The 24741-nt window shown below is 52.0% G+C and carries 19 protein-coding genes; 18 read left to right on the top strand and 1 reads right to left on the bottom strand.

Annotated elements, in window-relative coordinates; genetic code table 11:
• The first annotated feature begins 56 nt into the window (after positions 1-56).
• The 18 genes from BW941_RS16415 (at position 57) to BW941_RS16330 (ending at position 23119) form a co-directional block, all read left to right on the top strand.
• Positions 57-1160, top strand: a complete 1104-nt coding sequence (locus BW941_RS16415) for a pilus assembly protein PilM (protein WP_366371384.1) — start codon at positions 57-59, stop codon at positions 1158-1160.
• Positions 1160-1720, top strand: coding sequence for a PilN domain-containing protein (locus BW941_RS16410; RefSeq protein WP_076517902.1), 561 nt, complete (start codon positions 1160-1162; stop codon positions 1718-1720). The genes BW941_RS16415 and BW941_RS16410 overlap by 1 nt, the downstream gene beginning before the upstream one ends.
• Positions 1713-2345, top strand: coding sequence for a type IV pilus inner membrane component PilO (locus tag BW941_RS16405; RefSeq protein WP_076517900.1), 633 nt, complete (start codon positions 1713-1715; stop codon positions 2343-2345). Before BW941_RS16410 ends, BW941_RS16405 begins: the two co-directional genes overlap by 8 nt.
• A 1-nt stretch (position 2346) precedes the next feature.
• Positions 2347-2889, top strand: coding sequence for a pilus assembly protein PilP (locus BW941_RS16400; RefSeq protein ID WP_076517899.1), 543 nt, complete (start codon positions 2347-2349; stop codon positions 2887-2889).
• A 2-nt stretch (positions 2890-2891) separates the two neighbouring features.
• Positions 2892-4991, top strand: coding sequence for a type IV pilus secretin PilQ (locus tag BW941_RS16395; RefSeq protein ID WP_076517897.1), 2100 nt, complete (start codon positions 2892-2894; stop codon positions 4989-4991).
• Positions 4988-5506 carry a shikimate kinase AroK gene (gene aroK / locus BW941_RS16390; protein WP_245820122.1) on the top strand — a complete coding sequence of 173 codons (519 nt, stop codon included), beginning with the start codon at positions 4988-4990 and terminating at the stop codon, positions 5504-5506. Before BW941_RS16395 ends, aroK begins: the two co-directional genes overlap by 4 nt.
• A complete protein-coding gene (aroB, locus tag BW941_RS16385) occupies positions 5506-6591 on the top strand; it encodes a 3-dehydroquinate synthase (RefSeq protein WP_076517895.1) in 1086 nt (361 codons plus the stop codon). The genes aroK and aroB overlap by 1 nt, the downstream gene beginning before the upstream one ends.
• A 20-nt stretch (positions 6592-6611) precedes the next feature.
• Positions 6612-8108: an SPOR domain-containing protein gene (locus BW941_RS16380; protein ID WP_076517894.1), complete on the top strand. Its 1497-nt coding sequence runs from the start codon at positions 6612-6614 to the stop codon at positions 8106-8108.
• A gap of 175 nt (positions 8109-8283) precedes the next feature.
• Positions 8284-12735: a glutamate synthase large subunit gene (gene gltB / locus BW941_RS16375; protein WP_076517892.1), complete on the top strand. Its 4452-nt coding sequence runs from the start codon at positions 8284-8286 to the stop codon at positions 12733-12735.
• Positions 12736-12765: 30 nt separating this feature from the next.
• Positions 12766-14184, top strand: a complete 1419-nt coding sequence (locus BW941_RS16370; RefSeq protein WP_076517890.1) for an FAD-dependent oxidoreductase — start codon at positions 12766-12768, stop codon at positions 14182-14184.
• Between the two features lie 171 nt (positions 14185-14355).
• Complete coding sequence (locus tag BW941_RS16365) at positions 14356-15975, top strand: vWA domain-containing protein (protein ID WP_076517888.1); 1620 nt, start codon at positions 14356-14358, stop codon at positions 15973-15975.
• Between the two features lie 84 nt (positions 15976-16059).
• On the top strand, positions 16060-17124 hold the full coding sequence (gene hemE, locus BW941_RS16360; protein WP_076517887.1) for a uroporphyrinogen decarboxylase: 1065 nt from the start codon (positions 16060-16062) through the stop codon (positions 17122-17124).
• A gap of 151 nt (positions 17125-17275) precedes the next feature.
• Entirely contained in the window at positions 17276-20077 is a 2802-nt protein-coding gene (locus BW941_RS16355; RefSeq protein WP_076517886.1) for a monovalent cation/H+ antiporter subunit A, read from the top strand.
• A complete protein-coding gene (locus BW941_RS16350; protein ID WP_076517884.1) occupies positions 20077-20493 on the top strand; it encodes a Na+/H+ antiporter subunit C in 417 nt (138 codons plus the stop codon). The genes BW941_RS16355 and BW941_RS16350 overlap by 1 nt, the downstream gene beginning before the upstream one ends.
• Complete coding sequence (locus tag BW941_RS16345; protein ID WP_139325880.1) at positions 20493-21998, top strand: monovalent cation/H+ antiporter subunit D; 1506 nt, start codon at positions 20493-20495, stop codon at positions 21996-21998. The genes BW941_RS16350 and BW941_RS16345 overlap by 1 nt, the downstream gene beginning before the upstream one ends.
• Entirely contained in the window at positions 21998-22483 is a 486-nt protein-coding gene (locus BW941_RS16340; protein WP_076517881.1) for a Na+/H+ antiporter subunit E, read from the top strand. The genes BW941_RS16345 and BW941_RS16340 overlap by 1 nt, the downstream gene beginning before the upstream one ends.
• The gene (locus BW941_RS16335) at positions 22477-22746 is read left to right on the top strand and encodes a K+/H+ antiporter subunit F (protein WP_076517879.1); all 270 of its coding nucleotides are present in this window, start codon (positions 22477-22479) and stop codon (positions 22744-22746) included. The genes BW941_RS16340 and BW941_RS16335 overlap by 7 nt, the downstream gene beginning before the upstream one ends.
• Positions 22739-23119 carry a Na+/H+ antiporter subunit G gene (locus BW941_RS16330; RefSeq protein ID WP_139325879.1) on the top strand — a complete coding sequence of 127 codons (381 nt, stop codon included), beginning with the start codon at positions 22739-22741 and terminating at the stop codon, positions 23117-23119. Before BW941_RS16335 ends, BW941_RS16330 begins: the two co-directional genes overlap by 8 nt.
• 34 nt (positions 23120-23153) lie before the next feature.
• Here BW941_RS16330 and radA read toward each other — a convergent pair whose 3' ends face one another.
• Complete coding sequence (radA, locus tag BW941_RS16325) at positions 23154-24524, bottom strand: DNA repair protein RadA (protein ID WP_076517878.1); 1371 nt, start codon at positions 24522-24524, stop codon at positions 23154-23156.
• Positions 24525-24741: the final 217 nt, after the last annotated feature.

Below are 24741 nucleotides of genomic sequence, written 5' to 3'. Positions count from 1 at the left end.
TTCTTTTCGCAGGATTGTGCTTATAATGGCCGGAATTATATAGGATCTGTGTGAGCTTGCGCGCGCAAGTTCGCGAAACAGAAGGGGATTTTGTCGTGCTGGGCAGCCTGTTTAAGAAGAAGAATAAGGCGCTTCTCGGGGTGGACATAAGTTCAACGTCCGTCAAAGTGCTGGAGTTGAGTCGCCAGGGGGAACGCTATCAGGTAGAAGCCTACGCAACGGTAGCCTTGCCTCCTAATGCCGTTGTTGAACAGGGTATTAACAACGAAGAAGCCGTCGGTGATGCAATTCGTCAGGCGGTAGTTCGCTCGCGTTCTAATGCTAAAAACGTTGCTCTTGCTGTTGCGGGTTCGGCAGTGATTACCAAAACCATCGATATGAGCGCTGGCCTTAGTGACGACGATATGGATTTTCAGATCCGTACTGAAGCCGATCAATATATTCCTTACCCCCTTGAAGAAGTTGCTCTTGACTGGGAAGTGACCGGTCCGAGCGACAAATCTCCTGATATGGTCAGCGTTCTGCTGGCTGCTTGTCGCTCTGAGACTGTTGAACGCAGAAAAGATTCCGTAGAAATCGCTGGTTTTGAAGTCAGTAAAGTAGACGTTGAGGCTTTCTGTACCGAACGCGCTTTCTCCTTGCTCGATGCGCAGCTGGAAGGCGAAGAAATAGAGACGGTAGCAGTAATTGATATCGGCGCCACGATGACAACTCTGAGTGTTATGCACGAAGGTAAGTCGATATATACCCGGGAGCAGCTATTCGGTGGTAGTCAGCTGACAGAGGATATCATGCGTCGCTATGGTTTGAGTGAAGAGGATGCCAATCGAGCCAAGCTCGAGGGTGGCGTACCTGACGACTATGAATCTGAAGTGTTGGGTCCTTTCCGCGAGGCGGTTGTTCAACAAGTGAGTCGCTCACTGCAGTTTTTCTACTCCTCCAGTCAGTTTAACGACGTTGACTATATCGTTCTCGCTGGCGGTACCTCCTCCATTCCTGGGCTGGAAGAACAGGTTCAGTCTGCGCTGGGAACGCCGACAGTCGTCGCCAATCCATTTATCAGCATGACTCTCTCGCAGCGAGTGAATGCTACCTGGCTTGCGAATGATGCGCCTTCGCTCTTAATTGCAGCTGGCCTGGCAATGAGGAGTTTCGACTGATGGCGAATATTAACTTATTACCTTGGCGTGAAGAACTACGCGAAGAACGCAACAAAAATTTCTATGTTGTTATCGGGGTTGTTGTTGCTGTTACGTTGGCTGCAATATTTGCTGTTTACAGCTACTACGATTCCGCTCAAAGCAGTCAGCGCTTGAGAAATAGTTATCTACAGAATGAGATTGCTGCCCTGGACAAGAAAATTCTCGAGATTCGAGAGTTGAAAGAAACGCGCTCGGAACTGATTGAGCGTATGGAGCTGATTCAGGCATTACAGGGAAACAGGCCTGTTATCGTAAGGTTGTTCGATGAGGTGGTTCGGGCGGTGCCTGATGACCTACACCTGACGTCACTCGTTACGAGCGGCAACAGTGTGAAAATATCTGGGGTAGCATCATCCAATAATCGAGTGTCTGCGCTCATGCGTAACTTCGATCAGTCTGAATGGTTCCGGGATCCGGTATTGATGAGCGTTGAGGCCAAGTCGCAGGGCGTAAATGAATTTGAGATGACCGTGACCAGAATTACCCCTAAAGCCGAGGAGGACCCCGATAATGGCTGATAATAAAGCAACAATGGGGTCGATGCTTGAGCAGATTCAAGGGTTCGATCTCAGTGATATTGAATTCGATAAGATTGGCTCCTGGCCACTAATAGGCAAGGTCGCTTTCTGTGCACTGATCGTCCTGGGACTTGCTCTATTCAGTTATTTCTTTTTGATTGATGGTGAAAGGGCCTCGCTTGATCGCCTTGAAAGTCAGGAGCAGCAGTTGAAAAGAGATTTTGAGAACAAAGCCTTCCGGGTTGCTAACCTGAGTGAGTACAAAGCTCAGATGGTTGAAATGGAAAACAGTTTTGGATCTCTTCTGAAGCAGCTTCCGAAGGACACTGAGGTTCCGGGGTTGATAGATGACATCAGCGCGACTGCGTTAAACGCAGGCCTGAATCTTAAGAAGATAGACCCCTCTGATATGGTGAGTTCTGAATTTTATAAAGAGCTCCCGATCAATATCGAGGTCAGTGGTGGGTATCATGAGATGGGTGCGTTCGTCTCGGGCGTCGCTTCCCTTCCCCGTATTGTAACTTTGCATGACTTTAGTATCAGTAAGGGTGATCGTCAGGAGCAGCTGTCTATGAAAATCCTGGCAAAGACCTATCAATACGATGCTGAAAGTAAGGGGCGGTAATATGCATGTTTTAAAATGTGTAATGCTGGGGATAGTAACTCTCGGAACGGTGGGCTGCACTGCCTCTGGTAATACGTCTGATCTGCAGCGATATGTGCAGGATGTTGGCAACCAGCCGAGAGGTCGGGTTGAGCCGATTCCCGAATTTAAGCCCTACGAAGCTTTTAGCTACAGTGCGTCCGCTTTGCGTTCGCCATTTTCCGTGCCAATTATTCCTGAAGATGTAAATCGTCTGAATAGTAACGGCCTGGATATCCGACCTGATCCTGATCGGGTGCGGGAGTATCTGGAACAGTTCGCCATTGATGCTCTCGGTATGGTTGGGACTTTACAGAAACCAGAGGGAGACCTTTGGGCGCTCATCAGAGACGGTGAAGGCGGAGTGGTTAAAGTGCGTAAAGGCGAATACATGGGACGCAATCATGGCCGGGTCGTATCCGTCGAGAGCGACCGCGTGAACTTAATTGAAATTGTACCTGATGGACAGGGTGGCTGGCTTGAGCGGCCAAGAACGTTGGCTCTCAACGGAGCGCCGGGAGAATAATTATGAAAATCATGAACAACATTCGCACTCTTGGTTGCGCTCTATTATGTGTCCCAGCTTTCTGGTCAGTGGGAGCTATGGCGGCGACATTAACCGATCTGAATTTCTCCACAGCTCCTGGAGATGTTACGCAGCTTGAGCTTGTATTTGACTCAGCACCACCAGAGGTCAGTGGTTATACAATTGAGAAACCAGCCAGGATTGCCCTCGATCTGCCAGGAGTTGACAGCGCACTTTCAACTAAACGCCATGATATCGGTAACGGTAATGCCAGAAGCGCTACTGTTGTGGAAGCAAAAGATCGGTCGCGACTGGTGATAAACCTGAATCAGCTGGTGGGTTATACAACCGCGGTGCAGGGCAACCGACTGTTCGTTCGTATCGGTGAGTCGGACGCGAATGAGGAGTTTGCAGGCAATCAGCAAATAACCGCTACTGGTGAAATGGTACAGCCAGGTAGTGATATAAAAATCGTAAACGTTGATTTTCGTCGTGGGAATCAAGGTGAAGGTCAGGTCCAGATTACACTGAGTGACGATAGCGCATCTGCAAATATTCGCCGTGAGGGTGGGAAAATTATCGCAGATATTGATGGGGCATCGCTGCCGGAGGCTTTGAGTCGTCGTCTGGATGTTACCGACTTTGCAACACCGGTGAAGTTTGTTGATGCTAACGTTGAGGCTGGCAGTGCTCGCATTGTTATTGAACCTTTGTCCGCGGATTTCGAATACCTCGCATATCAGACTGATAAGCTTTTATCGATTAACGTATCAGAGCCGCCAGCTGGCGAAGACGCGGTAGCAGAGAAGCAGTTTCCGTTTACTGGTGAGAAATTATCGCTGAATTTCCAGGATATTGAGGTACGTGCAGTGCTGCAGCTGATTGCGGACTTCACTGGCCTCAACCTGGTCGCTTCAGATTCAGTTGGTGGCAACATTACGCTGCGTCTGCAGAATGTGCCATGGGACCAAGCGCTGGACCTTGTGTTGAAAACCAAGGGGCTTGGCCAGCGTCAGATGGGGTCGGTATTACTCATCGCTCCTGCTGAAGAGATCGCAGCCCGTGAAAAAGTTGAGCTGGAAGCTGTACGTCAGGTTGAAGAGCTGGCGCCATTGGTTACAGAGTACATGCAGTTGAAGTATGCGAAAGCTACTGACCTGGCGGAGCTCCTGACTTCAGAACAAGGACTGCTTTCCGAACGTGGAACGGCCGTTGTAGATGGCCGTACCAATACCTTATTAATGAAAGATTCCGCAAAAAATCTTGAAAAGGTACGCGAAGCGCTGCAGATGCTCGATGTGCCGGTGCGTCAGGTGCTTATTGAAGCGCGAATTGTTGTAGCGACTACCAGTGTTGGTGAGGAGCTGGGTGTTCAATGGGGCGGTGCCGGATTCCAGAATAACGGAGATAACTGGACTACTTTCGGCGGAAGTAAGGCGACCCTTGATGAGGGAAATCAGATATTATTTGATCGAGCCACGACTGGCACAACAAGTGAGACAATTGACCTTGAGACTTCGGATGTTGTGAACTTAGGCGTTACGGATACTGCGGCAACGACGTTCGCTATCGGATACCAGACCGCTGACTTCCTTTTGGATTTAGAGCTGTCTGCGATTGAGCGTGAAGGTCGCGCAGAGATTGTATCGCAGCCTCGGGTAATTACGGCAGATGGACAGACGGCATCAATTGAATCAGGCACCGAGATTCCATATCTACAAGCCAGCTCGAGTGGTGCTGCGAACGTAGCGTTCAAGTCTGCGGTACTTCGTCTTGAGGTGACACCACAGATTACACCGGACGACCGCATTATTATGGATCTCTTGATTAACCAGGACTCAGTCGGTGAATTGACGACTGCTGGCCCAGCGATCGATACCAACGCCGTAGAAACTCAGGTACTGGTAGAAAACGGTGAAACCATTGTTCTTGGCGGTATCTTCCGTTCAGAGGAAATTCGCCAGGTTACTAAAACACCATTCTTTGGCGACCTGCCTTTAATCGGTGCTCTGTTCCGTCGCACTAGCGAACAGGAAGAGAAGAGTGAGCTTCTCGTATTTATCACTCCCCGACTGGTTAAGGAAACGCTCTCAGCACGTTGAAAATGACACAGTCTGTATTTCTTATTGGGCCGATGGGTGCTGGAAAAAGCACCATCGGCCGTCTGCTTTCTCAGGAACTTAAATACGAGTTCTTTGACTCAGATAAAGTAATTGAGGAACGTTGCGGCGCCGATATCCCCTGGATCTTTGATAAAGAAGGTGAGGCGGGCTTTCGCGAGCGTGAAGAGTCTGTCATAGATGAACTGACTCAGCAGAAGGGGATCGTACTATCTACGGGTGGTGGTGCTGTGTTACGAAGTGAGAATCGCCAGCACCTCGCCTCGAGAGGAACGGTCATCTATCTATGTACTTCTGTGGATCAGCAGCTGGCCAGAACGGCTCGAGACCGTAACCGCCCGTTACTCCAGACGGCCGACCCTGAGGCAGTATTGCGCAAGCTTTTTGCGGAGCGCGATCCGTTGTATCGCTCTGTCGCCGATATCATTATTGAAACGGATCAGCGCAACCCAAGATGGGTAATTCAGGAACTCAAAAAACGTTTAAAAGGTGAATAATGCAGACCCTTACCGTAGATCTTGGCGATCGTAGTTATCCAATTTACATCGGCCCTGGCCTTCTGCGGAACAAAGAGCTGTACTCTCCCCATGTTAAAGGGCGGCAGGTGCTTATTGTCACCAATGAAACGGTCGCTCCAATCTATCTTGATGATGTGAAGTCGGCGCTGACCGATTATCAGGTCGACACCGTCATTTTGCCGGACGGCGAAAAGTACAAAGATCTCGATACCTTGAATATGATCTTTGATGAGCTCCTCGACAGACGCCATAACAGGACAACTACTCTCGTTGCGTTGGGTGGAGGCGTTATCGGTGATATGACGGGTTTCGCTGCGGCCACTTATCAACGCGGTGTTAATTTTATTCAGGTACCCACGACGCTGCTTTCACAGGTTGATTCGTCAGTAGGCGGTAAGACAGCGGTCAATCACCCTTTGGGCAAGAATATGATCGGTGCTTTCCATCAGCCGCAGGCTGTGATTGCCGATACTGATACGTTGGAAACTCTGCCGCTTCGTGAAATGGCTGCAGGGATGGCAGAGGTGATCAAATATGGCTTGATCTCTGACTCTGAGTTTTATCTCTGGCTACAGGACAATGTAGCAGGCCTGATGTCGGGGGATGATGAGTCACTTGCTGAAGCTATATATCGTTCCTGTGAAAATAAAGCGGATGTCGTTGCTCAGGATGAGCGCGAGGGCGGAATTCGCGCGACACTGAATCTGGGGCACACGTTTGGCCATGCCATAGAAGCGCACCAGGGCTACGGAAAGTGGTTGCATGGTGAGGCGGTCGGTGCGGGTATGATGATGGCAGCTGATCTGAGCAAAAGACTGGGTTACCTGACTGAAAAGGACGAACACGATCTTTTACGTTTGCTGCAGGCGGCGCACCTGCCAGTGAAAGGGCCAAAGGACATGTCTTGTGATGACTACATCAGTCGTATGGCGGTGGATAAAAAAGTTCTTGATGGCGCGTTGAGACTGGTCTTGCTTAAGGGGATTGGACAGGCCTATATTACCTCAGACGTTCCACGTGACCTGCTTGAAGAGACCCTGATGGCTTATGGCGCGGCCCGCTGAAAATAACGACTGGAGGAATTATGGAAACGGATTTTGATCTGGACCTTTCAGGCGTGAATGTGGCGCCCAGTTCCGCCGGTAAAGAGGCATTCTCTATGCACAGCCTTCTTGATTCTCAGAAACGTCATGTTGAACTCCTATCCCACCTGGCGTCCTACAGCGAGCTGCTGGTTGCGGTCACCGGCTTCGAGGGGGCTGGAAAGTCCTTTATTGCCAATAACCTGGCAGCGCAAAGAGAGGCTCCTGATGAAACCTTGTTATTAACAGCAAGCGTTATGTTGGGGATGCCTGCGATACTTTCTTCAATCGCTGCTCATTGGGATATGCCGGCTATTCATGAAGATGGTGCTCAAGCACGTGAGGCCATCCGTAACGAGGCAATAGACAGAAGCGAAGCCGGTGGTAACCTGTTGTTGATTATTGATCAGGCAGATCAGTTAGATGCTGAGACGCTGAATGATATTGCTCATTTTGCGTTGTTGGCGCCTCAGGCGATATCTGTGATTCTGTTCGGCGCACCAGGCTACGAAACTCACTTCAGAAATTCGCCGGCTCAGGCTCCTGTCCATGTATTGGCGGTCGAACCTTTAACCGATTCGGAAATCGCCGCTTTGATGGCAAGTGTTTTCGGTGATGGTGAGGTCTGTCCATTCGGTGATAAGGAATTGGCAGGCATTATGATGGACTCCGGGTGCTTGCCTGGCCCTGCACTACGTCAGGGTGAACGGATACTTTCTTCCTCGACGCGCCCAGCGGCGACGGTATCAGCGGCTGGTTTCCCCCTCCGCAATATCCTTGCTATTGCTGGTGTAGTTACTGCTATCGCAATGGTATTCATATATCAGTGGGGAGCTTCTTCTCAGGATGATGAACTGTCGCCCGAGATTCAGGCTCAGTTGGATTCCGTGAAGGACTTTAATTACCTCAACTCTGACGTTGGTCACCAGGCTGAGGCAGGGGACAGCGAAGGGGTAACGCTTGCCGATAGAGTCGTCGTGGAACCCACGGATGGAGAGGAGGCAGGTGCTGTAAATGAAGAGGCACCAAGCGCCGGCTCAGGTAGCGAAATCGTCAAAGCAAATACAGAAAGTTCTTCTGAAATAGATGCAGTCTCGATGACTGAAGGCGCTGGCTCAGGCACTCCGGCTGTGAGAGCTGAAGCAGCTCAGCCTCAGGCGGCACAAGTAGAAGCCGCAACTGCTCAACCAAAGACTCCGTCTTACACTCCTGACGAACAAGCCTTGTTGGCGCCTGAGTCAGGGTATATCGTGCAACTACTGGGGTCGCACAGCTCCACGGGTGCTGAAACCTTTCGCGATCAGTGGCAGAGTCAGGTCACAGGGACTTTGTATCGATACCAGACAACCTACAAAGGTAAGGACTGGTTTGTGGTGGTGTCGGGTGTCTACTCCAGCCGTGCGGAAGCGAGAGCAGCGGTAAATGCAATGCCATCCTCGCTGCGTAAACAGTCGCCGTGGGTTCGTCCTGTGGGAGATGTACAGAAGGTTATCCGGTAAGTCCTGAGCCTGTTTATCCCGGGTGTGTCAATCCGGGCCTTTCCTCTGTTCATTTGTGGCAACCGCCTCAGATGTGTAGAATGAGCGTCCTTTTGTCTCAAGGCTGCTTATTTCTTGATCGCTTTTCGATTGTAAGCCCTTGATATTTAAACGATTTATTGGTGAGAGCTGTTCTATGAGAACTGGTCTGTATACTCCAGGCGAATTTAAGGATAACTGCGGCTTCGGTCTGCTTGCCCATCTTGAAGGTGAGCCAAGCCACAAACTGCTGCAGACATCTATTGAGTCCCTGACCTGCATGACACACCGTGGCGGTATCGCTGCGGACGGTAAAACCGGCGATGGCTGCGGTCTGCTGATTCAGAAACCAGACTCATTCCTGCGTGCCGTCGCTCAGGAACAAGGCATTGAGTTGCCTGAGCAGTATGCTGTGGGCATGCTGTTTATGGATCTGGACGATGCTGTTTACGAGGAACAGAAGGCGGCTGTTGAAGCGGCTGTTTCAGGCCAGGGCCTTAAGGTTCTGGGCTGGCGCACAGTGCCAACCAGCAATGACTGCCTCGGTCCGATGGCCATTGACTGCCTGCCACGCTTTGAGCAGATCTTCATTGCGCCAGCCGAAACGCTGGACGATACCGACCTGTCGGTAAAACTGTTTTATGCCCGTCGCTTTGCTGAAAAAGCGCTGGAGCAGTACCCTGATTTCTATATTGCCAGCTTCTCCGACCGCGTACTGTCGTACAAAGGTCTGATGATGCCGGTCGATCTGCCGAACTTCTATCTGGACCTCGGCGACGAGCGTCTGGAAACCGCTATCTGTGTTTTCCATCAGCGCTTCTCGACCAATACCATGCCGCGCTGGCCTCTGGCTCAGCCATTCCGCATGCTGGCGCACAACGGTGAGATCAACACCATTCGTGGTAACCGCAACTGGGCGAACGCCCGTGCGAGCAAGTTCGCCAGTGAGCTACTGCCAAACCTCGAAGACATTTCTCCAGTCGTGAATACCACCGGTTCTGACTCTTCCTCCATGGATAACATGCTGGAACTGCTCGCCACTGGCGGTATGAATGTATTCCGTGCGATCCGTATGATGATTCCGCCAGCCTGGCAGAATGTTGAAACTATGGATCCTGATCTGCGTGCTTTCTACGAGTACAACTCCATGCACATGGAGCCGTGGGACGGTCCTGCAGGTCTGGTAATTACTGACGGCCGCTACGCGGTATGTGGTCTGGACCGTAATGGTCTGCGTCCATCCCGTTGGGTAATCACCAAAGATAACTTTATTACTGTTGCGTCAGAAGTGGGCGTATACAACTACAAGCCTGAAGATGTTGTAGCGAAAGGCCGCGTAGGCCCAGGTGACATTCTGGCGATCGATACCAAAGAAGGTAAGCTGCTGCGTACCGACGATATCGATACCATGATGAAAACCTCTCAGCCATACAAACAGTGGCTGAAAGAAAATGCGCTGCGTATCGAAAGCCGCCTGCACCTAGAGAAAGTCGACGGTCAGGAAGCGCTGTCAGGCGACGCACTGAATACCCACCAGAAACTGCACCTTGTAACGCGTGAAGAGCGCGACCAGGTTCTGCGTCCTATGGCCGAAGACGGTCAGGAAGCTACCGGCTCTATGGGTGACGATACTCCAATGGCGGTGCTGTCTCAGCGTGTTCGTCATGTGGCTGACTACTTCCGTCAGATGTTTGCTCAGGTAACTAACCCACCGATTGACCCACTGCGTGAGTCTATCGTGATGTCGCTGGAAACCTGTATCGGCGCAGAGAAAAACGTATTCGAAGAGACGCCAGACCACGCTAACCGCGTAATCCTGACGTCACCAGTACTGTCACCACTGAAGTTTGTTGGTCTGAAAGACACCGGCCGTGATGAATTCCGTCACGTGACTCTGTCGATGGCTTACGACTCAGCGCTGTCTTTGAAAGACGCGATTGTTGCGCTGGCAGACAAAGCTGAAGCGGCGATCCGCAACGGTGATGTGATCCTGATTCTGAGCGACCGTGAAGTCGCTGAAGGCCAGTCGCTTATCCCAGCGCCAATGGCAACCGGTGCGGTACACCACCGCCTGAGCCAGAAAGGCCTGCGTACCAACGGTAATATCGTGGTTGAAACCGGTTCTGCCCGTGACCCGCATCACTTTGCTGTGCTGCTGGGCTTTGGTGCGACCGCTGTTTACCCATGGCTGGCGTACGATATTCTTACTGATCTGCACCGCAGCGGTGAAGTACTGGGCGATCCACTGAAATCTCAGGCGAACTATCGCAAGGCGATCCGCAAGGGCCTGCTGAAAGTCATGTCTAAGATGGGTATCTCCACCATCACCTCATACCGTGGTTCTCAGCTGTTTGAAGCCATTGGTCTGAGTAAAGAAATCGTTGATCTGTGCTTCTGTGGCGTGACCAGCCGTATCGAAGGCGCGAGCTTCACTGACTTTGAAGAAGACCTGATGGTCATCAACAACGTTGCCTGGAAGCCACGTAAGCAGATCGAACAGGGTGGCCTACTGAAGTACGTTCACGGTGGCGAATATCACGCCTATAACCCAGACGTAGTGAAGAACATTCAGGAAGCAGTTCAGACTAACTCGCAAGCGGCCTATGATCGTTTTGCTGAGCTGGTGAACAAGCGTCCGGTGGCTACCATCCGTGACATGCTGACCTTCCGTAAAGATATCCAGTCGATTGATATCTCTGAAGTGGAGCCAGCTGAGAAGATCTTCCCTCGCTTCGATACTGCGGCTATGTCTCTGGGTGCTCTGTCACCAGAAGCGCATGAAGCTCTGGCGATGGCGATGAATGAACTGGGTGGTCGTTCTAACTCGGGTGAAGGCGGCGAAGACCCTCTGCGTTACGGTACTACGCGTAACTCTAAAATTAAGCAGATTGCTTCCGGTCGTTTCGGTGTGACCCCACACTACCTGTCCAGCGCAGAAGTGCTGCAGATTAAGGTAGCTCAGGGCGCGAAGCCGGGCGAAGGTGGCCAGCTGCCGGGTGGTAAAGTTAACCAGCTGATCGCGACTCTGCGTTACTCAGTACCAGGCGTGACTCTGATTTCTCCACCACCGCACCACGATATTTATTCGATCGAAGATCTGGCGCAGCTGATCTACGACCTGAAGCAGGTGAACCCAACCGCACTGGTATCGGTAAAACTGGTATCAGAACCAGGTGTTGGCACGATCGCAGCGGGTGTGGCTAAGGCCTACGCTGACCTGATCACCATCTCTGGTTACGACGGTGGTACCGCAGCGTCTCCGCTGACGTCCATCAAGTACGCTGGTTCTCCATGGGAGCTGGGTCTGTCTGAAGCGCATCAGGCGCTGCGTGGCAATGACCTGCGTGGCAACGTACGCGTTCAGACCGACGGTGGTCTGAAGTCGGGTCTCGACGTGGTGAAAGCGGCGATTCTGGGTGCTGAATCTTTTGGCTTCGGTACGCTGCCAATGGTTGCCGTGGGTTGTAAATACCTGCGTATCTGTCACCTGAACAACTGTGCGACCGGTGTTGCGACGCAGAACGATGATCTGCGTGAGAAGCACTACATCGGTACCAAAGACATGGTCGTGAACTACTTCCGCTTCGTGGCTGAAGAGGTTCGTGGCTGGATGGCGAAAGTCGGTGTTCGCACGATGGAAGAGCTGGTGGGCCGTACGGACCTGCTGGAAGTTCTTGAAGGCAAGACCGAGAAGCAGCGTCATCTGGATCTGTCACCCCTGTTCGGGAGTGATCTGATTCCTGTCGACAAGCCGCACACAGTGAAAGTTGAGCGCAACAAGCCTTATGACGAAGGTCTGTTGGCTGAGCGTATGGTTGAAGAGACCCTGTCTGCGATTGAGAACAAAGCTGGCGGTGAATTCAGCTTCCACATCACCAACTGTGACCGTTCTGTCGGTGCTCGCCTGTCCGGTGAGATCGCCAAACGCCACGGTAACCAGGGCATGGCTGACGCGCCGATCCGCCTGAACCTGACCGGTATTGCCGGCCAGTCGTTCGGTGTCTGGAACGCTGGCGGTCTGGAAATGGTGCTGGAAGGTGATGCTAACGACTATGTCGGTAAGGGCATGACTGGCGGTAAGCTGGTGATCTTCCCACCTAAAGGCTCAGGCTTCGCAACCAATGAAACCTCGATCGTAGGTAACACCTGTCTGTACGGTGCGACCGGCGGTAAGCTGCTGGCGGCTGGCCGTGCAGGTGAGCGTTTCGGTGTGCGTAACTCCGGTGTTCACGCTGTAGTTGAAGGTGCAGGTGACCACTGCTGTGAATACATGACCGGCGGTATGATCTGCGTACTGGGCGAAACTGGTTATAACTTCGGCGCGGGTATGACAGGCGGTTTCGCTTATGTACTCGACCGTGACAACACCTTTGTTGATAAGTACAACCACGAGCTGGTGGATATCCATCGTATCAGCAATGAAGAGACCGAAGCACACCGCAACCACCTGCGTAGTGTTATTCGTGAATTCGTGGAAGAAACCGGAAGCGAATGGGGTCAGCAGATTCTGAATGACTTCGATGGCTTCATCGGTAAATTCTGGCTGGTTAAGCCGAAAGCGGCTGACTTACAACAACTGCTGAACAGTACCCGTGCTCGTCCTGAGTAATTGGTCCGGGACGAGAGAGAGAGGTTCGAGATGACACAACGTCTGAACAATAATTTCCAGTTTGTGGATGTGGGCCGTCAGGACCCATCCAAGAAAGCGATCGACGTTCGTAAGGCGCAGTTCGTTGAAATTTACGAGCCCTTCCAGCAGGAAGAGGTGACCGACCAGGCACACCGTTGTCTGGCCTGTGGTAACCCTTACTGTGAGTGGAAGTGCCCGGTACACAACTACATCCCTAACTGGCTGAAGCTGGCCAGTGAAGGCAACATCATGGAAGCCGTTGAGCTGAGCCATGCAACCAACACGCTGCCAGAAGTGTGTGGTCGTGTGTGCCCACAGGATCGTCTGTGTGAAGGTTCATGTACGCTGAATGATGGTTTTGGTGCCGTGACCATCGGTAATGTTGAGAAATATATCACCGATACCGCCTTCGCGATGGGCTGGCGTCCGGATATGTCGGATGTGAAGCCAACCGGTAAGCGCGTTGCGATTATCGGCGCAGGCCCTGCGGGTCTGGGTGCTGCTGACATTCTGGTGCGCAACGGTGTTACTCCGGTTGTCTTCGATAAGTACCCGGAAATCGGTGGTCTGCTGACCTTCGGTATTCCAGAGTTCAAACTCGAGAAGAGCGTGATGTCTAACCGTCGTGAAGTGTTCGAAGGTATGGGTGTTGAATTCCGCCTGAACACCGAAGTCGGTAAAGACGTTGAGTTCCAGGCGATTATCGACGAGTTCGATGCTGTGTTCCTGGGCATGGGTACCTACAACTACATGAAGGGTGGGTTCCCGGGTGAAGACCTGCCGGGCGTTCATGACGCGCTGGACTTCCTGATCTCTAACGTGAATCGCAATCTGGGCTTCGAAAAAGACGCTGCAGACTTCGTTAGCATGAAGGGAAAGAAAGTGGTTGTTCTGGGTGGTGGTGACACCGCGATGGACTGTAACCGTACTTCTATCCGACAGGGCGCAGACACTGTGACCTGTGCGTACCGTCGTGACGAAGAAAACATGCCAGGTTCTAAGCGCGAAGTAGTCAATGCGCGCGAAGAAGGCGTTAACTTCCTGTTCAACCGTCAGCCTGTTGCCATCGTTGGTGAAGACAAGGTTGAAGGCGTGAAGGTTGTGACTACTAAGATGGGTGAGCCTGACGAGAACGGTCGTCGTCGTCCTGAAGTAGTGGAGGGTTCTGAAGAAATCCTGCCAGCAGATGCTGTACTGGTTGCCTTCGGTTTCCGTCCAAGCCCTGCGCCGTGGTTTAAAGATTTCGGCATCGAACTCAACAGCTGGGACGGTGTGGTTGCACCAGAAGAACAGGAGTTCAAACACCAGACCTCTAACCCGAAAGTATTCGCCGGTGGCGATATGGTTCGCGGTTCAGACCTGGTTGTTACTGCAATCTATGAAGGTCGTCAGGCGGCAGAAGGCATCCTGGACTTCCTGGATGTCTGATCTGAACATCTGATTCGATATCTGCATGACATAGCCGTCGGACGTGACCGACTGCGCCAGAAAACGCGACTTCGGTCGCGTTTTCTTTTTTTGCGCTAGAGCTGGGTTGGCAAGCAAGGTATGCTGGCTTGTGATTTGATATCCCTTTCTGAATACAGACGGAGCTGCACCATGAGTATGTATCGTTTTTATCTAACTGCGTTAATGGCTGGGGTGCTGGCTGCGTGTGGCAGTGGGGACCCGGTAGCACAGAGCTCTTCTGGAAGTGATGACGATGACGGCGGTGATACGCCAACGACAGCCGTTGAGGGGAATACATCATCATTTTACCCGCTTCAGTTCTTCGTCGAGGGGGATGGCTACGTTGACGAAGCTGCATTCGATAGTATCTGGTTCAATCCAGTTATCCGTGGATATGTTATCGCTCCGGTTAATTCTGTTTCCCTGGAACCGCTTGAAGCGCCAGATATTGCCGACTATTCGGTTACCATCAATGAAGAGCCCGTGTCTGTTGAAGAACAGGGGCTGATGATGCAGAAAATAATAGGGCTACCGGTAGCTCTATTTACCACCATTATTATCGATACGAGTGGGAGTACTACTGCAGCAGTAGGTGTTAACCAAACTGCGTTGATCGATGAAGTTAAGGATTTCATAGCGTCTGCTCAGGCGAGCTCTGATGAGACTATCAGTAACCAACTCTTTTACATCATTGCCTATGCAAATGGGGGAAGCGGTGTTGAAGGTCTGTTACCGGGGTTCACATCGAACGCGGCTGACTTGAATTCCGCGCTGGATGCTTTACTTGCAGGAGATGCGTGGGAAGATCGTGGTAGTGGATCGGCAACCTACGAAGCAATTGTGAAAGCTGTTGGCAGTTACTCTGGATCTGGCAGTTCAGAGGCTACGGCGGTCGATCTCTCTAGCGATGGGATTCCGGATCTCCGTGATGGCTATGTCTTCAATGGAACTTATATCGGCGGCGATGCAACGCAGCTGACCGGCATAGCGGTGTCGAATATCGTACTCGTCTCGTCAGGAGAAAATACAGTTCAGGAGACTTTTCAGAAAGCTGATGCGGAAGCAGCGTTGAACTGGCAGTCTCTCTTACAGTTCGTTGAAGCGGAAGGTACTGATATTGTTAATACGTCCAACGGCGAGGAAGAGGAGGCTGCGCAGGAGCAGTCCAGTGTCGAAGCCTCAGGTATGCCCCTCTGGTATGTTGCCGTAACCGGAAGTGGTGAAGAGCCCGATTCTTCTATTGCAGAAATGGCCTCAAGCACGTTCGCTACCAATTCAAAAGCTGAGTTCAACTTTGCTGCGGATGTTATTAATGCTCAGATCAGCAGCTTGAATAACCGCATCAAGCCAGACAATCAGTACCTTGTCAGATATAACCTATTTGAGCGGGATGGTACCCATGACCTGTTGTTCTCGTCAGTTGCTGAGGAAGGTTACACTTATGCTCTAACGACCGAGTTGGACCTGACGGGCTTTGGAGGATATGGACAAGCGCAGCCTGTTGTCGAAATTACGGGGCCTAAAAATAGCTATCTGCCTGAGGGTAACGTAAGCCTTGAGAATGTCAGTACACTCTACCCCGCGACTCGCTGGACTGTAGCGACTTACGAATCAGCAGACTACAGCTGGACTGTCGGAGGGAACCCGCGCTCAGCCAATGCCGATGGCTCAATTACAATTTCGTCAGGAGATATTGGTCAGGCTGTCGTGTTGACCAACGATTCACTCAGCTCTGGAACAACAACAGCCTCATTAACTGTCGTTCAATAATTCTGCTCCTGTCACAAACCCGGCCTCGTGCCGGGTTTTTTGTTATTATCCCTCACCGAAATTTTGATTACCTGCGGAAGTTTTATGTCTGAGCTGAAGAATGATCGTTTCCTGCGTGCCTTATTGCGTGAGCCTGTCGATCGCACTCCTATCTGGATGATGCGGCAGGCAGGGCGCTACTTGCCAGAATACAAGGCGACTCGTGCTCAGGCCGGCGACTTTATGTCTCTGTGCAAGAACGCTGAGTTGGCGTGTGAGGTGACAATTCAGCCGCTGGAGCGCTTTCCGCTGGATGCCGCGATCCTGTTCTCAGATATCCTGACCATTCCTGATGCTATGGGGCTGGGACTGTATTTCGAAACCGGCGAAGGGCCACGCTTTAAAAAGGTCGTTCGTACCGAGCAGGATGTGGCAGACCTTCCTGTTGCCAATACCGAAGCGGATCTGGATTACGTACTGAAAGCGGTCTCGACCATTCGCAGCGAGCTGAATGGCCGTGTGCCCCTGATTGGCTTCTCGGGTAGTCCATGGACGCTGGCGACCTACATGGTAGAGGGGGGATCATCAAAAGACTTCCGTCACGTTAAAGCCATGATGTATGACACGCCAGAGATTATGCACGAGCTGCTGAATAAGCTGGCGCTGTCGGTGATAGATTACCTGAATGGGCAGATCAAAGCGGGTGCTCAGGCAGTTCAGATTTTTGATACCTGGGGTGGCAGCCTGAGTGACGTTGCTTACCGCGAGTTCTCCCTCAAATATATGAAGCAGATTGTTCAGGGGCTTATCCGTGAGCATGAAGGGAAGAAAATCCCTGTGATCCTCTTTACTAAAGGTGGTGGACAGTGGCTTGAGTTGATGGCGGATACAGGTGCCGATGCTCTGGGACTCGACTGGACAACGGACATTGGCAATGCTCGCGGCCGTGTGGGGGATCGGGTTGCCTTACAGGGGAATATGGATCCATCGGTTCTTTATGCATCGCCAGCGACTATTCGCGCAGAAGTGAAGCGTATTCTTGATAGCTATGGCCAGGGTTCTGGGCACGTATTCAACCTTGGGCATGGGATTCATCAGTTCGTTGACCCTGAACATGCGAAGGCGTTCGTTGAGGCCGTTGTTGAGTTAAGTCCTCAGTATCACGGCTGATACCACGGAGATAAAAAGCCCTGTCAGTCGGGGTTTTTTATCGTCTATAGTTAGTGATTCGAGCTGACAATACTTCGCAAATGGCACTTCTGTCTTAAAAGTGCGGAGCTGATACACTTATTGTACAACTGTGAGTGGAGACTCTCTGAATATGAACCTCATCTGGGTTCCTCTTCTGCCCCTACTGGGCTGCCTGGTTTCACTGTTACTCGGGCGCTACCCTCGATCGACAATGGCGCTTGGTGCAGCCATTCTGCCTGCTATTGCGTTAGGTATTGTTGTCTCTCTCGCACCTGAGGTCATGTCAGGCAGTAACCCGGTCGTTACTTATGACTGGGTACCTGCGTTATCCCTGCAGATCAGCTTTATGCTTGACGGGTTGGCCTTGATGTTCACCCTGTTGATTCTCGGGATTGGCCTGCTGGTAATTCTCTACGCCCGCTATTATCTGTCTGAGGCGGATAATGCAGGGCGTTTTTATGCCAGTCTGTTGCTGTTTATGACAGCGATGCTTGGTGTTGTACTCTCCGCAAACCTGATTCAGCTCTGGTTTTTCTGGGAGCTGACCAGCGTCAGTTCATTTATGCTGATCAGTTACTGGTCGCATCGCTCCGACGCCCGCAAGGGCGCCCGTATGGCGATGACGATTACCGGTGCTGGTGGCCTGGCTTTGCTGGCGGGCCTGATTCTTATTGGCGAAGTCGTAGGGAGCTACGACTTGCGTACAGTATTAGCCAGTGGCAGTTTAATAGCAGAGCACAGCCTCTACCCTGTGATTGTCGTACTGGTATTGCTTGGCGCATTTACCAAGTCAGCCCAATTTCCTTTCCATTCCTGGTTGCCACAGGCAATGGCAGCGCCAACGCCAGTCTCCTCGTACCTGCATTCTGCAACCATGGTGAAGGCGGGTATCTTCCTGATGGCTCGTTTCTATCCGGTATTGTCGGATACGCATCTGTGGTTTGCCCTGGTCAGTCTGGTGGGCCTCACGACACTATTGGTCGGCGCGTATACGGCGCTGTTTAAGCACGACCTGAAAGGTCTGCTTGCGTATTCGACCATCAGTCACCTCGGCCTGATCACTCTGTTACTTGGTCTGGATACAGAGCTGGCTTCCATCGCCGCCATGTTTCACGTGATCAATCACGCCGTTTTTAAGGCGTCGTTGTTTATGGCCGCCGGGATTATCGATCACGAGTCCGGTTCGCGTGATATGCGCAAACTCAACGGCCTGTTCCGTTACATGCCCTATACGGCGACCCTCGCTATGGTGGCAGCATCTTCAATGGCGGGTGTACCGCTGTTGAATGGCTTCCTTTCTAAAGAAATGCTATTTGCAGAATCACTACATCAGGAAACCTTTGGTTCTCTTTCATGGTTGATTCCTTTGCTGGTAACAGTGGGTGGGGCTCTGGCCGTTGCTTACTCTCTTCGCTTCGTTCACGACGTCTTTTTCAATGGTGAGCCAATCGGGCTTGAGAAAACACCTCACGAACCACCACGTTACATGCGTGTGCCGGTCGAGATTCTGGTGGTTCTGTGTCTGTTGGTCGGTGTTCTGCCGGATCTGATCGTCGGTGATCTCTTAGTCGCTGTGGGGGCGTCTCTGATGCCTGCCGGGGTGCCTGAGTTCAGCATTTCAATCTGGCATGGATTTAATATCCCGCTGTTGATGAGCTTTCTGGCTGTACTGGGCGGTGTCGCTCTCTATCGCCAGCGCCGACACATGTTTAATTTTCAGGCCCGATTTACTGAAGTTGATCCTAAACTGGCGTTTGAACATATGATCCAGACGCTAGTGGAGCGTGCACGCAGTGTTCAATTGTGGCTCGATAACGGCAGCTTCCAGCGCTATGCCCTCTGGCTGTTATTAATGGCAATCGCTGCGATGAGTGTCCCTATGGTGAACATTCCTCATGCACGCGGAAGCCTGGAGGTAACTGAACTGGATATGGTTGCCTTAGGTGGTGCTCTGCTTATGATTGTTGCCTCTGTGGCGACGGCGATGCTGAGCCATCAACGCCTTCTGGCACTGGTAACGATTTCCGTTGTTGGCTTGGTAGTTTCTGTCGCGTTTGCCTGGTTCTCAGCCCCTGACCTCGCACTGACGCAGCTTTCGGTCGAGGTTGCGACCATTATCCTTTTCTTGCTAGCGCTTTATTTTCTTCCGCAGAAAGTCAGCCTCAATCATTTATCGCCGGGACGCATTGTTCGCGACATGGGTATTGCTACGGCTGCGGGAGCGATAGTGGGAACACTGACCTATGCGATGCTGACGCGTCCGTTTGACAGCATCAGTAGTTTCTTCACCGAAAATGCTAAGACCGGCGGTGGTGGTACTAATGTGGTTAACGTGATTCTGGTCGATTTTCGCGGTTTCGATACCTTCGGTGAAATTACGGTGCTGGCGATAGCGTCCCTTGGCATTTATAAATTGCTGGCGGGGGTTCGCCTGTTTGTTCCTGCCGCTGATATGGATGGTCGCCCATGGTCAAAAGACAGTCACCCGCTGATGTTGATGCAGATTTCTCAGAGCCTGCTGCCACTGGCGCTGCTGGTGTCTGCCTATATTTTCCTGCGTGGACATAACCTACCCGGCGGTGGCTTTATCGCCGGCCTGATTACTGCGATCGCACTGATCCAGCAATACGTAGCGAATGGTGTTGTGTGGATGCGGGATCGCGGCGATCTTAAGTTCCAGTGGTTTATTGTCTGGGGGCTGTTTATTGCCTTCGCTTCAGGTGTCGGAAGCTGGTTATTTGAACGCCCATTCCTGACGTCCTGGTTTGATTATTTCTATCTGCCGTTAGTCGGTAAGTTCGAGTTGGCCAGTGCCATGGCATTTGATCTTGGTGTCTATCTGACAGTAATCGGTGCGACGCTGTCGATTCTTGCCAACCTTGGCAAGCTGACGACAACAGACAGACCAACACGGCCTGGAAGGAGATCCTGATGGAATTGATTTTTGCAGTCACTGTCGGCGTGATGGTGACGTGTTCGGTGTTTCTGATGCTTCGGGGCCACACCTTTGCGGTTGTCATCGGCCTTACCCTGATGTCTTACGCAGTAAATCTGTTTCTGTTCGCTAGTGGTGGGTTGGCCTTGCACGAGCCGGCCATCCTGGCCGACGGGGCAGAATATTCCGACCCTCTGCCTCAGGCCCTGGTGCTTACTGCGATCGTTATTGGTTTTGCTATGACGGCGTTTGCCTTGATTCTGGCAATCCGGGCACGTGCAGATCTTGGTAATGATCAGGTCGATGGACGCGCTTTGCCGGGTGACTCACTGGCCAATAAAGAGCCTCAGGGAAAAATCCGACAGAGCTCAGTCAGCAGTACCGCGAAAAACACCGGAGGTAAATCAAGGTGATGCATTTACCGGCACTTCCTGTGCTTCTGCCATTTTTCGCGGCAATTCTGATTCTGTATCCGTGGTTTAACAAGCGCCTGCATCTTCAGCGCCTGGTGGCTCAGTTTGGTTTACTGATGCTGGTAGCGGTGTCGATGTTGACCTTGTTCAAGACCTTGGCGGACGGCCCAATGGGCTACGCCATGGGTGATTGGGAAGCCCCGTTCGGCATTTACCTGCTCGCGGACCCTCTAGCTGCATTTATGCTGGTGGTTACCTCTGTTCTGGCATTGTGTACGCACCTTTTTGCGTGCGGTGGTGAAGATAAAACAGGGCGCTTTTTCCACCCCCTGTTTATGTTTCAGTTAATGGGCCTGAACGGCGCCTTTCTGACCGCGGATGCATTTAACCTCTTCGTCTTTTTCGAGATTCTCCTCATCGCCTCGTACTCGTTGTTGATACATGGCGGCGGTCGGGAAAGGACCCGAGCAGCTCAGCACTATGTACTCTATAACCTGATAGGGTCAGCCTTCTTCCTGATTGCACTGGCTCTGCTGTACCGAGCCTTCGGTACGCTGAATATCCCGGATATGGCCTCGCGCGCGCCCACGTTGCCAGAAGAAAGCGTTCCCCTGGCTCAGGCCGGTGGGCTTCTACTGATGGTAGTGTTTGGGGTGAAAGCGGCCCTGTTACCGCTGCATTTCTGGTTACCAAGAACCTACAGCACAACCTCAGTGCCGGTAGCGGCCCTGTTCGCCGTTATGACCAAGGTTGGCGTGTATAGCCTCTGGCGTATCCACAGTGTTGTATTTGGTCACGACAGTGGCGAACTGTCTGATCTTGGGGTGGTTCCCCTGGCGTGGCTGTCAGGCTTGACGGTACTTGCCGGAGCCATTGGCGCCCTGGCGAGCCAGACGCTGCGCTGGCTCATTGCTAACCTGATTGTTATTTCCGTTGGTACTCTGCTGATGACGGTCGCCATGGGGACGACTCAATCGGTTGCGGCAGGTCTTTATTATACGTTGCACAGCACGCTGATGAGTGGGGCGTTCTTTCTGGTCGCTGGTTTGATTCTTATGCAGCGTGGTCAGGCGGAAGATAGATTTGTGCGTTCCCGTCCATTTCTGTATCCGGTATTTACCGGCGTTCTGTTTGCTGTAACTGCGATGGCTATGATTGGTTTACCTCCGTTCTCGGGTTTCTTGGGTAAAGTCTTTATCCTGCAGGCCGCTGTCGACAGTGGCGATGCCATCTGGGTTTGGCCGCTCGTTCTTATCTCTGGTCTGGCTGCGCTCATTGCCTTGTCTCGTGCCGGAACTACATTGTTCTGGAGAACCCAGGGTTCTGTTGTTCCAGAAGCTAAGGAGAAGGTGAGCAATGTTCACCTTGTGGCTTCAGGGCTTTTGGTCGCAACGACGCTTGTTCTTGTTATTGGCGGCGGACCACTGACTGAATGGTCTCTGAGGGCTGCTCAGGACCTGCACGCTGGTGTGACGTTGAATTATCTGAACGGAGGGCAGCCATAATGAAGCGATTGCTGCCGATGCCGTGGCACTCAGTCATGCTGATTGCCGTATGGCTTTTATTGAATGGTTTCTCCTACGGGCAGTTAGTGCTGGCGGTGATTTTGGCCTGGCTGATTCCCATACTTACTTATCCGTATGTACGTGGACATGCGCCGGTTAAAAAGCCTTTAGCCATGATGACTTACTCGCTGCGACTCCTCTACGACATCGTGGTGGCGAACGTTGATGTGGCCCGCCGGGTAGTGCTACCCAATCGCTATCTCAAACCGGGCTGGTTAGCCTACCCGTTATCAATGACCGAGCCCTTTCCGGTGACCTTGTTGGCGAGTTCGGTGTCGCTCACTCCGGGAACCGTCAGCGTTGAGTTTTCAGAAGATCGTACGTGCCTTTATATTCACGTACTCCATCTTGAAGACGAAAAAGAACTTCAGGCGTTTATCTTCAAACGTTACGAACAGCCGCTGAAGGAGATATTCGGATGCTGAGTAATGTCATCATGATCTGTACCGGGATGATTGGTCTGGCGATGCTTTTCTGCCTCTGGCGCTTGATAAAGGGGCCAGATATTACTGATCGCATCCTTGCTCTGGACACGCTCTATATCAACAGTATTGCTTTGATTATTCTGCTGGGCCTGTACTACGGGACCGCCCTGTATTTCGAAGGGGCTCTTCTGATCGCTATGCTTGGTTTTGTCAGCACGTCGGCAGTCGCCAAATATCTGTTGCGGGGTGACATCATTGAATAACCTGGCTGTATATAGCGATTATTTTGTTGCCGCACTTCTGATTGGTGGTGCGTTATTTATGCTTGTAGGCTCCTGGGGGCTGGCAAAGCTGCCTGACTTCTATACTCGGCTCCATGCGCCAACAAAAGCCTCGACGCTGGGTATGGGGGCTACTCTGCTTGGTTCACTTGTTTGGTTTAGCGTTCAGGAAGAGAGTCTGCACATCCATGAGTTAGTGATCAGTATTTTCTTATTTCTGACCGCGCCTGTGTCTGCGTACATGATGGGCAAAGCAGCGATTCATCGCCGTCGCCCAATGGCAGAGGGCACTCGTAATGCAGAAGAAGCGGAACGAGCTGCTGAAAGAAAAGGCATTAACGACCGGGACGACTGAGCCCGGATGGCTTAGTCCGGATGACAGGATCGTCTTACAGGCGTTCGATAGCTTCCTGAAGTTTATCAACGCCGATCACTTCCATCCCGTCAACAGGCTGTTTCGGTACGTTCGCTTTCGGAACAATTGCCCTGGTAAAGCCATGCTTCGCCGCTTCTTTTATCCGCTCCTGACCTGAGGGTACCGGGCGAATTTCTCCGGATAAGCCTACTTCTCCGAAGACAATCAGTCCTTGCTCAAGAGGTTGATTGCGGAAGCTGGACAGGGCAGCAAGTAAGAGCGCCAGGTCGGCCCCGGTTTCATTTACCTTTACGCCACCGACGACATTGATATACACATCCTGATCACCAAGGTGGATACCGCCATGGCGATGTAATGCTGCGAGCAGCAGGTTAAGACGATTCTGATCCAGACCAACCGCGACCCGCTTTGGATGTCCGAAATGACTGTCGTCGACCAATGCCTGAATTTCAACAAGCAGTGGGCGTGTGCCTTCCCAGATCACCATCACGACACTGCCAGCAGCAGGTTCATCGCCGCGACTTAGAAAAATCGAGCTTGGGTTTTTAACCTCTTTCAGGCCGCGCTCGAGCATAGCGAAGACGCCCAGCTCATTGATAGCACCGAACCGGTTTTTGATACCGCGCAGTACGCGATAGCGGCTATCGCCTGAGCCCTCGAGCATGATCGAGCAGTCGATCATATGCTCAAGAACCTTCGGGCCCGCCAGAGAGCCATCTTTCGTCACATGCCCGACGAGAAACAGAACCGTTCCCGTCTGTTTCGCAAAACGGGTCAGATACGCTGCGCTCTCGCGTACTTGAGAAACACTGCCCGGCGCAGACTCTATGCCATCCACATGCATGACCTGAATAGAATCGATCACGACGATACGAGGCTTATGCTGCTGCAGCACATTAGTCAGTCGCTCAACGTTGGTTTCACTCAGCATCTGTAACTGATCAGTCGGCAACCCAAGCCGGTTTGCGCGCAGCGCCACCTGTTGCAGACTTTCTTCACCAGTCACGTAGATGGCTGGCATCTGTGTCGCCAGATAACACAAAGTCTGAAGCAACAGCGTTGATTTACCTGCACCCGGGTGACCACCAATAAGAATGGCGGAGCCTGGCACAAGGCCACCACCTAACACCCGATCGAACTCCTGCATGCCGGAACTGAATCTTGGCAGTTCGGCGAGATCGACGTCGGCGAGTTTAATAACATCACTGGCACCGGCATCGCCGGCATAGCCACTGAATCGGGTATCCCGAGCTGCGGTCTTTGCTGAAGATACGACAAATTCCTGCAGAGTATTCCACTGTCCGCAACCGGCACACTGGCCTTGCCATTTGCTGTGATCTGCGCCGCATTCAGTGCAGACGTAGGCGGTTTTCTTTTTGGCCATATAACGTTCGATCTGATACTGATTTGAAGATTATGCAGAAGTGTACCGTTTATCTTCAGGCGGCACGATAGGTCGGTGCTGGAGTGTGGATAGGACCAACAGGCTGTCGCTAACAGCAGGGTTCGATGGCACGCCGTAAATACGTCCCTGTAGGCTCGTGCACAGCATCCATGCTGTGCACGGCCCTCGCCACCTGCTATTACCGACTTCCTTCGCG

The organism is Thalassolituus maritimus (assembly GCF_900156675.1).
Classification (GTDB): domain Bacteria; phylum Pseudomonadota; class Gammaproteobacteria; order Pseudomonadales; family Oceanobacteraceae; genus Thalassolituus; species Thalassolituus maritimus.
This window is presented reverse-complemented; position numbering and strand designations above follow the sequence as displayed.